Origin of the sequence: Paenibacillus amylolyticus (assembly GCF_001570725.1) — a bacterium.
Lineage (GTDB): Bacteria > Bacillota > Bacilli > Paenibacillales > Paenibacillaceae > Paenibacillus > Paenibacillus amylolyticus_A.
Genome location: NZ_BCNV01000001.1, coordinates 559,994 through 573,968, shown reverse-complemented (window position 1 = coordinate 573,968; position 13,975 = coordinate 559,994). Strand labels below are relative to the sequence as shown.

Below are 13,975 nucleotides of genomic sequence, written 5' to 3'. Positions count from 1 at the left end.
TAACCCTCCCTCTGCTTACGGAAGACCAAATTCATTACGCTTGACGCGAATCTCGTCCTGAATATATTGGGTATAATCCATAATGGATTCCCTGGCTTCCACTTGGCCAACAACGGTTTTGTAAAATGCATTGAACAGATGGCGGCCTGTAAAATAACCACCGGGTACTTCAGGAATGCCCTTCACCGTTTCAAATTGCGCTTTGAGATTGGCGTAATCCTCCGCAGGCCACGGCAGGGAATCCAGTGCCTTGATGTTTGCCGTTGGATAACGGGCAGCCGCACCCATCAGCCCTTCCATCTCCCGTCCGAATTCCGCCTGAATCGGTGTACTGGTCCACCACTTCATGAACTCCCACGCCGCGTCCTGATCCTTGGCACTTTCCAGCATCATGACCGCGCTGCCTCCACCCGGTACGTCCCGATTCAAGGTTCCATCCGCCTGAACGGTTCCCGGGACAGGAACGAATCCCCATAGTCCCCGAATCTCCGGTGCAAATACGGACAACTGGTTGTACATGGTGTAATCCGTTAGTCCAATAGGCATCTGTCCTGTCCGGAAACGGTTGGCAAAATCATATTCCCGCTCCAGCTTGTAATCGGTATAGAACTCCGTCCACTGCTTGAACGTCTCAATCCCGATCCGGGAATCCAGATCTGACTCCTTGTCATCGTTCCGATAGAAAGCGCCTCCGTTCTGAAGCAGCATCGTTGCATACTGCGAGTTCGGCGGAATATTGACACCCTGCATATTGGCCTGGGTCACAATCGGCATACCGAATTCCATATGATTCTTGCTCAGAATCGCGAGCAGAGCTTCAACATCCTCCCAGTTCTGAGGCACTTCAAGCCCCAGTTCTTCAAGCACGTCTTTACGATAAAACAGCATATTAAAGGTTTGTGTTTCCGGCAGAGCATATACGCCTGAGTCATAGGCATACGGCACGATCGCACTTTCCCTGAACTCCTGTTCCACGCTGCTATAATCACTGAATTGCGTCAGATCTACAGCCGAGTTCCGCATCGCAAAGTTCACCGGCAGATCGTTGCCGATCTGCATCGCTACGTCCGGTCCTTCACCAGACAAAGTCGCTGGCAGCAGGGTTCCCATATTCACCAGCTTCAGATTGACATTGATACCACTGTCTGGTGTAAAGGTCTTGTCAATCATCGCTTTCATCGTATTCGCCTGGTCACGTCCACTACCAATCCAGACGGTTACCGTCCGCTGATCTTCCGATGTGGCTACATTGCCGATCTGGTTATAATCAATGAAGAACGAATGATAGAATATCTTCGCTTCATGACCGAGCTTCGCGAGTGGCCCCATGCCTGTGCCGGGAATATCGCGGTCGATCGAAGTGACGTACAGTGCGTCGATCTCCAGGGGCTGTTCTCGTGCCTGCTGCACCCATGTGCCGAGACCGCCTGTGTTGGTTTTATAAGCCGCAAGCCGTCTTGGAATGGTATCTGGCTTGTCAATCATCTCGTCCAGTTGAAGCGCCATCGTCTTAATCAAGGCTTCCTGATCACTGGACTGTCCTGACAGGAGACGAAGCTGTGCAGCCACGTCCTTGAGACGTTTACTTTCTCCGCTGAATACTTCCAGCAGGTTCGGGATCTGCTTATCCACCCGATAATCCCGGAATTCATCAGGCTTGGTACCTGTAATCATCAGAATGCGTCGGTACATGGAGTTCAAGTTGTACAGACTGTCCTCCACATTGCGGATAAGGGGTGCAAAGTCACCGAGGCTGTTCTCCAGCCGTAGCACATGTTTTCCTTTGTCCAATTGAAACTTGTATGCTTCCTTGCCTCCCATGACGTCAATGCGATAGTCGCTTTGGTAACGGAAAGGTGCTTTGGCCATCTCTGCAAACGGAACTTCACCATCAATGGTCAGTTTGCGTGTAGAATAGATGCCTTTGACAAAATTCTGCTGTGCGGTAAAACCGATATGATAAAGTCCACTCTCCGGCACATCCACTTCCCATTCAATCCATTGTCCTGGCAGCCGCCAGTTAAAGCCACCAATCGTATTGATGCGTACCTGGGAAGCGCTGTAAGGAGATACAGCAGAACTTGACCTTTCGCTTGTTGGGTATAACGTAGGTGAAGATTTGGCAATTGCGGCTTCTCCTTCAATGCGAATAAGTACATCCTTCGGCTGCCCGGAGGAATCCGATTGTTGTGCCCCCGCAGTCTCTGCGTAAGGAACGGCGGCCTTCTCATTGAAAAGACGAATGGATCGGATCACCATGGGCTCACGCGATGATTTTAGCGTTAGCGTGTGTTCCCCTTTTTCCAAATAAAACTTGAATGGAGCCTGTTCGTACCCGTCTGAGTCCTGAAACGTTTCTTCCATCCAGCGAGGTTGCTCCACTTGTCTCGGGCGAAGGTCATTGCCTTGGTTATCCTGTTCAACGATATCTTTCTCATTCGCCCATACCCGGTCAAACTGCAAATAGGCGGCTTCCGCAAATGGAAGTTCACCGTCAATGTACAATGCACGCTCAATGGCCGAACTCTTGCCTTCAACGGGAAAATAGATCGCGGACAGGTTATACAGCCCGGTCTCCGGTACGTTAATGGTCCAATCGACTTGTCCGGTCTCTCCGGTATGGAGAGATACACCATCCATTTCTTCATAATTAGTCAGTTTGCGGACGTCTTCACCTTCGGCTCTTATGTAATCTCCTGCTTCAATGGTGATGTCCACATTCGGCTGCGAAGCCTGGCCCGTTCCGGATCGATACTGTTCGTATCCCTTTTTCTGCCGGGTCTGCTGCAAGATCGCATCCACTTCAATGGCAGGCAGACTGCCAGGTGGAATGTCTGCACTCTTCACATCAGAGCCGGAAGTTACATATAGAATGATGCAGGCTGCCGCCACGATGATCACTGTGGACAATATCCATGTCTTGCGTTGTAGAATTCCAGCCATCCTACGAGTCCTCCTCATCAAGGCTGATGCCAGCAATGCCGATTTGGTGGTTCAGGAAAAAGGGGCTCCGTGCAACTTTGCCGACACGAGCCCCCTGCCTGAATCGTTTGCTGGTGATAAGTGTTATTATTGTTTGCCGAGTTTATCAATGGCCGCTTGTGCCTGTGCTTTATATTTCTCGGCTGTTGCCGTCACGGAAGCATTGTTTTTGATGATATCGTTCACAAAGTCTCCGAATGGGTATCCTGTGTAGGCATCATCCAGCAAGATGCGGCCTGTTCCAGCGATGTGCTCGCGAATGATCGCAATATCCTTCTCGTCGGTATAACGGCTCTCCAGATAATCCTGACCTGGATACTCTTCAATCTGCGGAATATCGAAGGTCTCTTCGTAGATTTGGTAGACGATCTGTGGATCCTCCACACCTTTTGGAATGAACTTCGCCGATGCCGCGTTGTTTGCATAGGTTACCTCTTTACTACCCTGTGGCCCGTTCGGAATCGGCACAACACCGACTGCAAAGGTGAGATCGCCCAACTGCCATTCTGCGGCGGTGAACAACGCTACGTCTCCATCCTTGAACGTATTGCTTTCCTCCCAGTTGGTTTTGTCGCCAGTTTTGACCTTCACGACATTTTCCACGTTATATAGACGTTTGACGAATTCGGCAGCTTCAATCGTTTTCGGATCAGACAATCCTTCTTTGCTATTTGCATCATCTACGATCGTGCCACCATTGGCTGCGGTAAAATGGCGAACGACATCAAGGGCCCAGCCTGAGAATCCGTATACGTCGATTTTGCCATCGTTATTGGTATCTTTGGTTGCCTGTTTGGCGAGTTCCATGAATTTGTCCCAATCCCATTCGCCTTGGTTATACAGTTCTTGCGGATCAGGCAATGATAGTTTTTTGAACAAGTCACGGTTATAGTGAAGTCCCAGACCAATGCTGGTTGGAGATTCGAAGGCGTATTCATTGCCTGCAATGGCAGGAAATTTTGCAATCAGGTTAGCCTCTTGGTTGATGTTGTTCTCAGGTGTAGTGAATTCGGAGATGGGCAACAGCTGCCCTTTGAGGATAGCGGGTAGTGCGGATTTGTATTCCATCTGAACGATGTCAGCGAACGGTTCGCCAGCCAGTGCAGACGTTGTGAATTTGTTCATGTACTCTTCAAAAGGTACGTTGATGAACTCCAGTTTTACGTTGTATTTCTTCTCGACCTCTGCAATTTTATCGAGTCTGGCCTTATCGGAGGCCGTCTCTCCTGCCGGTTTCAGATCCCACCAGGCCGCAAGCTTGATGACACGTCCACCCAGATCAGGAACATCCACTACAGCTTCTTCCGCTGCGCCTTCTTTCTCTGTCTCAGCGACTTCGGTGCTGTTGCCTGAGTTCGTCGTTCCCTCTGCATCGGTCCCCGTCTGCGCTGTTCCCCCACCGCTGCAAGCGGATACAAAAAGCAATACAGCCAATAACATCAGAGGTAGAACATTCCATCTTCTCATCATGATTTTAACAACCTCCCCGAATGTGTATACCAATCATGGTTCACCCTACATCCTTAACCCCGCTCATCAACCAATCGAAAATAAACGACCACCACCATTTGTTATTTTCTTGTTTGTTTTTGACAAACAAAATTTAACACAGCAAAATGTAAGCGTCAACATTTTTGTTGTTAACATTTTCTATTTATTCTGATAAAATGCTGATTAAGCTCAAATTTTCCTGTATTACAGCTTATTCATGAGTACATCCACTAAGTACACGCTTATTGAAATCAGGATCACTTTCGATATTTTGTTATTTTTAAAAAATAACAAAATAATAATTACCAAGACAAAATTCGTCATACTATCTTAAAATGTGCTTACCTTCATGTTCAATGTCTATCTTAAAATGCTGTGCATCACTAACATTTTGAATTCTCTGTCCGTTATTAGATTAAGAGAAATACAACATGCTATACTAGAATCAGTTGGACATCGCTCCAAATAAGGAATACGGCAGAACTACGAGTGTAAGGATGGTATGATGAAGACGAAGGTAACAATTCAGGAAATTGCACATTTTACAGGTTTGTCGAAATTCGCGGTATCACGGGCTTTGTCTGGAAAATCAGGCGTTAGCGATCAGACGAGGGATGTCATTCTCAAGGCCGCTGGCAAACTTGGATATTTCAAAGATAACAGCATGTTGTCTGGTGAACTGTATAACAGCAATGAATCTCAGGACCCGAAGAATACCCGTTCAAGCGGTACGATCTTAATTTTATTTCCCAATGTTCGTTATCAAAATCAAGAATCCGTATACTGGGGACCCGTATTTAACGGGATCTCGTCCAAGCTAAATCAGAAAGGCATTAATATTCTGACGCTAACGGAACCATCAGCAGACCAGTTATTCACCTTGTTAAATCCGGATGCCATTCGGGGAATCATCACCGTCGGCTCCATCTCGACGCCAATTCTGCTTGAAATCAAGCGTCTTGGTATTCCGGTCGTGATGGTGGATCATCTGGACCCTGTTTTCCACAGCGACAGCATATTCACCGATAACTTTGCATCCATGCGTGAGATCATGCTCTATTTGCTCCGCAAGGGCTTCAAAACCTTCCAGTTCGTCGGCAATATCAGTGATGCTCATAGTTTCTATGAACGCTGGATTGCTTACACTTCTGTACTCATGGGTCACGGGATGGAAGTTAACCAGATTCCTGAGCTGAGTAATCAGGCCTTGGACGAGTTCCGCCAGACGTTCACTTCGGTGATCAACGAGGATAATCTGCCTGAAGTTTTTGTATGTGCCAATGATTTCTATGGGTTATACACCATTGAAGCCCTTGAGAGTATGGGTATTCGTGTACCCGATCAGTGTGTAGTCACCGGTTTTGATAATCTATACGACAACATTCCATTACTGGCCACAGTCAATGTGAACAAGGAATTGCTGGGCTCACGTGCAGTGGATCAGATGTTGTGGCGCATTGCGAACCCCGAGAGCAGCGTAGAGAAAAAGCTGATTCTTGCTGATGTCATTATTCGTGAACAGTTCGGCAGGCATAGTGGATAAAAGCACGCCAAACACCCCTTTAACCGTATTGTTACGGCTATAGGGGTGTTTGTATTGTTGTATGTTCTGTAATATCACGTTCTACGTATCTGTACGCACATCATCCCAGTCCTGATCCAGATAACAGATCAGCCAGTTCAATGCACGGTGACGTTCATAAGCCACTCCGCCATTCAGACCAGCGGGAGGTATTTTGTCATTTACACGACTATCCACGCACACCCAGTTGTAACGGTAGATCAGATCTGCTTCATCCAAAATCTCGCTCTTGCTACGTAGAGATGCATCCGAGAGAAAGTCGGCAAAGCTATCCTTCTGCTGCAAATAACCGACATCCTTCCCTACATTACACAACTCCGTTGGTGCATCCAGTTCCTTCACATAGCCGAGCGCCCACAACATCACGTGGTAGGCTTCATATCCCCAGGAGAAGGAGATGATCTCCTGCTGCTCCGCTCCGTGCTGATCGATAAATGCCTTCTCTACGGGGGAAAAGAATGATGTCGCCTCATACTTGTCGATCACTTCCTGAACCAACGCTGCTGTATCTTCCGCACTTTCACCAGCTCCCAGGCACTCCCCTTTAAGCGCAGCAAGACACAAAGCAACCGCACGTCGCGCGACTTCCGCTTCACTTCGAATCGTCGTGTACTCGTCTCCGGCTCTGGCGGGCAAGTTCGCATTATACGGAACTCCTTGTTCCGTTAACAGTTGCTCTGACCGTGCTTTACGTTGAATCGCAGACTCCGATTGGGGTCTGGAATCGTCAAGGAAACTGGTGTGCGCTGTCACCGTGTAATCCTCCACTTCGGATTCTCCATTCACATCCAGCAGTAGCTGGCCTTGTGCATTGAGCAGAGATCCCCCTCCCCAGAAAATGACGGCATCCAGCGCATCAGCCAACCGCAATAACTCGCCAAAGAATTCTTCCGAGATATCCTCTTCCGTCTCAATACCAACCACCATGTTCAGTGTGGAACATTTGATCAGTACCTTTTCCTGGAGCGCAGCATTGCGCCCCTCAATCTGACTCAAAAATCCAAGCATCCCCTGAATCATGGTCGTAAATTCCTCTGGATGTGTCTGGCTCGTCATGATATTGAAGCCCTTTGTTTTCTTACTGAACCATTTCTTCTGAGTCACTTGGATATGTGTCTTGTCTTCTTGCCGCTCAATGGAATCCTCTGGATAAATGGATTGAACCACTTCAAACAGCTGATCAAGATCAAACTGAGAGCTATATATCGCACAATTTCTCATGAAGTTCACCCTCTTCTCTCTGACTAATCCTTATACGGATCGAATTCATTACCTCCGGCCATGGCAACGCCTACCGGGCGCAGTACATGGTTAATTTTCAGCGTATTCGCATGTGCGTTCAGTACGTCTTGCAGCTTCTTGTACACAAACGGACTTTCGTCCGTGCCTGCTCCCCGCAGCTCAACACCATAGGCGCGAATCGCCTCATGCATCTGTGCTTCGCTAATCTCGCCGCCCATGCGTGTGCGAAGCTTGTAATTCATTTTGCCAGCCGCCTGGGTTCGACTCATCGTTCGCCCTGCTCCGTGCACAGTGCTGCGGTATGATTCGGTATTCTCCTCGCTATGGATCCCCTCCACAATGACCGAGATATCCCCCATACTTCCTCCAACAAAACCGAGTTGTCCGGGTGCCAGCGGCGTTGCACCTTTGCGGACCACGACTACCTCTTCACCCATGTGCTGCTCTTTCCAGGCAAAGTTGTGATGGTTATGTACGGCATATTCGGCACTTGCCCCAAGAATTCCGAGCATCTGTTCAATGACATAGTCACGTCCTGCATAAGCATATCGGCCCGCCAAAGTCATTGCGTCCCAATACATATCACCCATTTCGCTGTTCAGGTCAAACAACGTAGGCGGTTGATCCATCGATTCGCCAGGAGCTTTGCCACTGAACTGACGCCCTGCGGCAAGGTTAAGGAACCCACTCGCCACTTTGTGACCAAACCCGCGGCTGCCAAAATGATTCGCAATCCATACCTTTCCCGTCGCCTCTTGTACAAAAATATCCACGAAATGATTGCCACTGCCTACGGTTCCGAGTTGGTTGCGTGCAAGTGTCTTCAGCTTATGCTGTAATCCCGGTTCGATGGCATCAAACAGCTTCCAGCTCGCATCGTCGAACAAGTCATGATCCACAGGTGTTGGATTGTTGCGGCCCACGCCGAAAGATATAGTCGAATTGATGTCATCCATGATCGTTTTAATCTGATCCCGAATATCGTCCCACATCAGATTCGTGCGCACTGCCTTGTTGCCACAGGCAATATCATATCCGACACCTGACGGACTGATCATATTCCGATAAGCGACAACACCACCGATGGGCTGTGAGTAGCCTTTGTGATGGTCGGCCATCAGAGCCACACCCAGTACATCTCCATATTGCGAGCAAGTCACCGCCTGACTTACGGCGTTCTCCAGCGGCTCCCCCCAGACTTTAATGTTATCTACGATACGCATGATTGTGTTAACCTCCTATGTATTTTTTGAAAATTCATCTTATATTTCTATCCATTTCTTTCCTTAGTTTAACAAAGATCAGCGAGGCTCGAAACATGCTCTTCCTTCAGCTCACCATTATCTAAGCATTAAAAAAAGAGAGCTCGGCTCCCTTTTCTCACACTGATTCCTATTCACTTTTTGCTAATCTTAAACTTGAACGCCCAAGTCGCTGTGTTACCAGAATATCGGCCTCTGTTCTCGGTGACCACCACGGAAAGGGTCTTGTTGGTTGATTTGGAGAACGAAGATAGTTTGACGTTAGCGCTTTTACTCCCATAGTCAGGAATCTTGTCCTGTTCTTCGGCGATGGCCTCCAGTTTCAATGTACCTGTGGATTTCAGGTTTAATGTAACCGACGAGCCCTCTTTCAAATCTTTGCCGTTCACACTTGCTCCGATAGCCCACTCATTACCGACAGAGTTATTCTCCACAAGCTCTGCGCTTACCAGCGTCACGGTTACCTTGACCGTTTTGGCAGCCGCATGGGAAGTTGGGGAACAGACGGCGAATACCAAGCTCAGAATCATGAAGACATTAGCCCATTTTTTGAACACGAGAGTGCCTCCCTCTTATTCATCTCTTTTATTAAGACTATGCCTTATTCGCCATGCTCATTGAGTAATCCTTCCACATTGTGTAAGAACTTTTCATCTGATCGTTTAATTAGAAATGCTTCCGGTAACCCTGAACCTTCTCATCCTTGAAGCCCAGCTTCTCATAGAATATATGCGCTTCCTTGCGCTGATCGCCAGACACCAGAATCATGTAATCACAACCGAGATCCCTGGCAATTCGTTCAATCTGGAGCATCAACTTCTGACCAATCCCCTGTCTGCGCACCTGATCCGACACAATCACATTCTCCACAACCATGAACGGTTTGCATGGACCCACCAGATCCATACACTCAATGCCCATAACGGACCCGACCAATTTGCCATTGTAAAATGCCCCAAGCACGTGATAATTACCATTCTGCTGTATGTAATGAAACATCTTTTTCATCTGCTGCTCGTTCGAAGGTGTTCCTATCAACTCATCATACAGTTTGCTTAAACTCGGCAGATCCTGTAGTTCAATGGCTTTGATCGTAACCATAATATGTCCCCCTGACGTTCTCTCTTATTTGGTATTCTATAATCTATCTTAATTAAGGTCCTTCTTAAAATAATAATGGCAATGCCCTGTTGGAGCATTCTCGATCGTTGTGATCAATTGATATCCGTGCTTCTTGTAGAATTCCGGTGCTTGGTATGAGAATGTATTCAACATAATAAAATCACAGGATTTCTCGCGCGCAATACGCTCCACCTCAAGCAACAACTGGGAACCGTATCCCCGATGCCGCTGATCGGAGTCCACCCAAAGGATATCAAGCTCTACCCAATTCCAGCAAAGTGTACTGAGCAATCCTGCGACAATTTCGCCAGCCTCATTTTTGATATTAAAATTAAATTCTTCATACCGATTTCTTAATTCCTCACTCACATGGGTCGCATTGTATGCGACTAATTGCTGGCGAACATATGCCGAATCTTGCTCGGTACTTGGGGTTATATTTCCTTTAAACATCTCCTATTCACTCCTTTTTCTCAGCAGTTTATAATTTACGATAATGTAATTCATCCCGGATAAGAGGGTAACACCTGCTGCAAGCCATAATAATGCCACGTCCACCCGGATATCAGTCAGTAGCTGAAACGGATAATTGTTGAGCATTATGGCAACGATCGCTCCCACCTGAAGCACCATTTTGATCTTGCCATATCGATCGGCTGCAAGAGCAATACCCTGCTCTGTTGCGACCATTCGTAACGCTGTAATGACAATTTCACGCCCAATAATGATTACAGCAATCCATGAACTGATCATATTCTCCTGCACCATCATGATGAGCGCTACCGCAATCAACAGTTTATCCGCCAGCGGATCAAGTAGCTTTCCCAGATTCGTGATCTGATTATATTTTCTAGCCACATATCCATCCAGTTTATCCGTACCCGCTGCTACTGCAAAAATAATTAGAGCAATCATCACACTTTGCTGATTGAGGAAACAGATTATAAACAACGGAATCAACGCGATTCTAGCCAACGTGATTTTATTTGCCAGATTCATTAGATATCTCCACTCCCCTCGTTAGACTGTTATACATGAATCAGATTCATGAACTCTATTAATCATTTCGACTTAATTCCGAAATCATCCTTTTTTTTACGAAGCTATATTCATTTTCCAGATAACCTGTTAAACAAAAGTAACTAATTGCATTATACTTATCTGTATAAAGTTGTACAGAATGAACCCAAAGTCGGCGGTACTTGGGAAATCGTAGATCATCGTGAGGGGAAGGATTATAGAGCTATTGGAGAATACTTGGAGATTGATCCACCCAGCCGATTGGTGCTTACATTTGAGATGCCACAATTTAGCGAAACTGTTGATACGCTTACCGTTGAAGTCACTTCTCATGGAGAGCGTTCCGAGATGACGTTCACACAACATATTATCGTTCCTCATGAAGAAGGCTGGACTGGAGACGATATTGAAAAAGCAATCCTTAAATACAACACCGGTTCTGAGCAGGGATAGAAAGCAAGAAAAAGAGCAGTCTGTAATCATTACAGCTGCCCTTTACTCAACCTATTTTGCTAGATCAGCATCTCCTGATCCCAATTCTACAAAGCTTCCTTAATCACCCGTTTATAGTACCACACAGACAACAGGCCAAAAATTGAATATAGCAATGTATAGACTATCATGACAATGACCGTAGGTGTCGCCAGCTCCGTACCAAAGAAGAACCAACCTGACTTCACGGCAAAGTAACTATGACTCAATCCCACCACAAGCGGAATACCGAAGTTAAACAACTGCTTGATCTGAATTCCTCTCAACAGATTGCTTTGTGTGAATCCAAGTTTACGAAGAATGGTATAATTGCCCTTCTCCTCTTCACTCTCATTCATTTGTTTAAAGTACAGGATACATCCCGATGTGATCAAGAACGTCAACCCAAGGAATCCAACAATGAACATAATTAGGCCCATCGTGTTACGTTGGTTATTTCTGAATTCAATCTGGGAGAAACTTGGCGCTTCCAACTGCTGCTCCTTATATACGGCGTATGCATCTTCAGCCTGCCCCTCGTTCTTAATACGTACACCATAGTAGTCAGCCCACTCGGCTTTCTGCAGCTCGGGATCGATGTCCAGCTTCAGCTGCTGATATACCGTCTCATCCACGACCGCTACAGGCGTGCCCCCAGTATAATACGCGGGAAGGACTCCATGTTTGGTGGTTCCGATCAGTTGTTGTGCCATCGTATGTTTCAACCCGTGCAAGACGATTGGACCTGTCTCCTGAATGGAAATCAACTGCTGAATGGCATTTCCATATCCCATGAAGACCACTTCACCCGCTTGCAAATCAATGTTATCTACCATGTTGTCACTCACCACACTACTGAACAGGTATTTTTCCGTCAACGACTCATCCATCACCTCTTGAGCATCAATTTCAATATAAATGGGCTGTCTATGCTTCTCTTCATATGGAATCTGTTTGTGTTCCAATTCCGCTACAAAGCGATTTTTTACATCCACCTGAGCAAAAGAGAAATCCTCCGGCAAGCTTTCCTTGGCCTGCGCGTCTGCTGAATAATACGAAATGTAACTGAGCGACAGCATGCCAATAGCAAGCGCCGACACGGTTGTAATAATTGTAAGCAGCAATGCGTTGGATTTCATGCGGAACATGATTGAAGATAAAGACAACACCTCATGAATGGTAAGGTATCCGTTTTTACTTTTGCGAATCAGATTAAAAATAAAACTTACCGATCCCTTATAGAACAGGTATGTCCCCAATATGACCGAGAACAGAATCAGAAGCATCGTATACATCAACTGCTGCATATCCATTGCCTCACCGCTGAACAGCCGTGCAGACACGAAGTATCCATACACAATCAGGGCAATACCCAAGACGCCTATAATCATCTGTCCGACAGACATCTTCTGCACCTGCTGTTCCGAAGTGGCCGACACCCGAAAGAGCGAGAGGATACTTTGCCCCTTGATAAAGGTATAGTTCATCAGCATGATGAGCAGGTATATGAGCGTAAAGACAATGACCGTTTGCAGCAAGGCCATTGGTGAGAAGTACAGTTTCGTAATCGCATCGACACCGAGAATTTTAAACAAGATCATCAATACCAGCTTGGACGCAAGAAACCCAATTAACACACCGACAGCCATGGAGCCAAAATAGAGAATACTATTCTCCGCACTCAAAATGCCAAAAATTCTGCCTTTCGTCAGTCCGATCAATTGAAACAACCCAATTTCTTTGCTGCGCCGCTTGATAAAGATCGTATTGGCATAGAGCAAAAAGATGCCGACAATGACGATTAACAGTACCGAAGACGCGCCTATAGCCGCCGCACCTTTCGTTGAAGCAGCCACCTCATCCATGGAAGGATCATACTGCAACGTCACAAAGGAAAAATATAAGGCCACGCTGAACACAAGCGCAAATACATAGAGATAATAATTCTTCAGATTCTTCCTGAGATTGCGGAAGATAATATAACTCAAGCTCATTGCTGCACACCACCCAACACGCCCTGGGTTTTGATAATATCGTTGAAGAACGATTGCCGGGACTCGTCTCCTTTATTCAGTTGGGTATAGTTCTGACCATCACGAATGAAGATTACTCTGCTGCAATAACTTGCGGCAACCGGATCATGGGTAACCATAATAATAGTCGCCTTTCGTGCATTGTTCATATCACTTAACTTGCTGAGCAGATCCGAAGCCGACTTGGAATCCAGCGCTCCTGTCGGCTCATCCGCAAAAATGATACTCGGCTCGTGGACAAATGCTCGTGCTGCCGAAGTCCGCTGCTTCTGACCACCCGAAATTTCAGATGGATATTTGTCTTTTAATTCGTAGATTCCCAGTTCACCGGCAATCTGTTCAAACTTCCGGTGTGCCTCCTGCTTTGGAATGTTCGTGATCGAGAGCGGTAATAATACATTTTCCTTCACCGTCAACGTATCCAGCAGATTATATTCCTGAAAAATAAAGCCCAGATGATGTTTGCGGAACTCAGCCAGCTGTTTCTCCTTCATTCCGGTGAATTCCTTGCCCTCAATATCAATCGTGCCCTGACTCACCCGATCAATGGAGGAAAGTACATTAAGCAGCGTCGTTTTACCCGAACCCGAAGGCCCCATAATACCGACAAACTCTCCCTTGCTTACCCCGAGGTCGATCCCCTTCAGCACTTCCTGTTTATTCAGTTTATTACCATAGACTTTATGAATTTTTTTGGCTTCCAGTATCCACATATCCCACTCACTCCTCTTAGATCTTCTGCAAAATGCTCATGTCTATATCATAGGCGG

The 13,975-nt window shown here is 46.6% G+C and carries 12 protein-coding genes; 2 read left to right on the top strand and 10 right to left on the bottom strand.

Translation table 11 applies throughout. The annotated features are described in order from the left end of the window. Positions 1-15: 15 nt before the first annotated feature. Positions 16-2,943 (bottom strand): extracellular solute-binding protein, encoded by a 2,928-nt coding sequence (locus tag PAHA3_RS02765; protein WP_062833375.1) that lies wholly within the window; start codon positions 2,941-2,943, stop codon positions 16-18. 126 nt (positions 2,944-3,069) lie between these two features. Further along, positions 3,070-4,452: an ABC transporter substrate-binding protein gene (locus PAHA3_RS02760; protein WP_371327895.1), complete on the bottom strand. Its 1,383-nt coding sequence runs from the start codon at positions 4,450-4,452 to the stop codon at positions 3,070-3,072. 526 nt (positions 4,453-4,978) lie between these two features. Between PAHA3_RS02760 and PAHA3_RS02755 the strand changes: the two genes are divergently transcribed. Beyond that, positions 4,979-6,016: a LacI family DNA-binding transcriptional regulator gene (locus tag PAHA3_RS02755; protein WP_062833374.1), complete on the top strand. Its 1,038-nt coding sequence runs from the start codon at positions 4,979-4,981 to the stop codon at positions 6,014-6,016. Between the two features lie 81 nt (positions 6,017-6,097). On the opposite strand, the gene PAHA3_RS02750 is transcribed toward PAHA3_RS02755, so the two are convergent. The 6 genes from PAHA3_RS02750 to pgsA all read right to left on the bottom strand — a co-directional run bounded on the left by PAHA3_RS02750 (position 6,098) and on the right by pgsA (position 10,680). Then, positions 6,098-7,276, bottom strand: coding sequence for a DUF4272 domain-containing protein (locus tag PAHA3_RS02750; RefSeq protein ID WP_062833373.1), 1,179 nt, complete (start codon positions 7,274-7,276; stop codon positions 6,098-6,100). A gap of 23 nt (positions 7,277-7,299) precedes the next feature. Then, complete coding sequence (locus tag PAHA3_RS02745) at positions 7,300-8,520, bottom strand: RtcB family protein (RefSeq protein ID WP_062833372.1); 1,221 nt, start codon at positions 8,518-8,520, stop codon at positions 7,300-7,302. A gap of 173 nt (positions 8,521-8,693) precedes the next feature. After that, positions 8,694-9,116: a hypothetical protein gene (locus PAHA3_RS02740; RefSeq protein ID WP_235599361.1), complete on the bottom strand. Its 423-nt coding sequence runs from the start codon at positions 9,114-9,116 to the stop codon at positions 8,694-8,696. A 109-nt stretch (positions 9,117-9,225) separates the two neighbouring features. Then, positions 9,226-9,660 carry a GNAT family N-acetyltransferase gene (locus PAHA3_RS02735; RefSeq protein ID WP_062833371.1) on the bottom strand — a complete coding sequence of 145 codons (435 nt, stop codon included), beginning with the start codon at positions 9,658-9,660 and terminating at the stop codon, positions 9,226-9,228. 48 nt (positions 9,661-9,708) lie between these two features. Next, positions 9,709-10,134 (bottom strand): GNAT family N-acetyltransferase, encoded by a 426-nt coding sequence (locus tag PAHA3_RS02730; RefSeq protein WP_062833370.1) that lies wholly within the window; start codon positions 10,132-10,134, stop codon positions 9,709-9,711. 3 nt (positions 10,135-10,137) lie between these two features. Further along, positions 10,138-10,680 carry a CDP-diacylglycerol--glycerol-3-phosphate 3-phosphatidyltransferase gene (gene pgsA, locus PAHA3_RS02725; RefSeq protein WP_062833369.1) on the bottom strand — a complete coding sequence of 181 codons (543 nt, stop codon included), beginning with the start codon at positions 10,678-10,680 and terminating at the stop codon, positions 10,138-10,140. 147 nt (positions 10,681-10,827) lie between these two features. Between pgsA and PAHA3_RS02720 the strand changes: the two genes are divergently transcribed. Further along, complete coding sequence (locus PAHA3_RS02720) at positions 10,828-11,154, top strand: SRPBCC family protein (RefSeq protein WP_062833368.1); 327 nt, start codon at positions 10,828-10,830, stop codon at positions 11,152-11,154. An 86-nt stretch (positions 11,155-11,240) separates the two neighbouring features. Here PAHA3_RS02720 and PAHA3_RS02715 read toward each other — a convergent pair whose 3' ends face one another. Next, on the bottom strand, positions 11,241-13,166 hold the full coding sequence (locus PAHA3_RS02715; protein ID WP_062833367.1) for an ABC transporter permease: 1,926 nt from the start codon (positions 13,164-13,166) through the stop codon (positions 11,241-11,243). After that, entirely contained in the window at positions 13,163-13,918 is a 756-nt protein-coding gene (locus PAHA3_RS02710; RefSeq protein ID WP_062833366.1) for an ABC transporter ATP-binding protein, read from the bottom strand. Before PAHA3_RS02710 ends, PAHA3_RS02715 begins: the two co-directional genes overlap by 4 nt. Positions 13,919-13,975 lie beyond the last annotated feature (57 nt).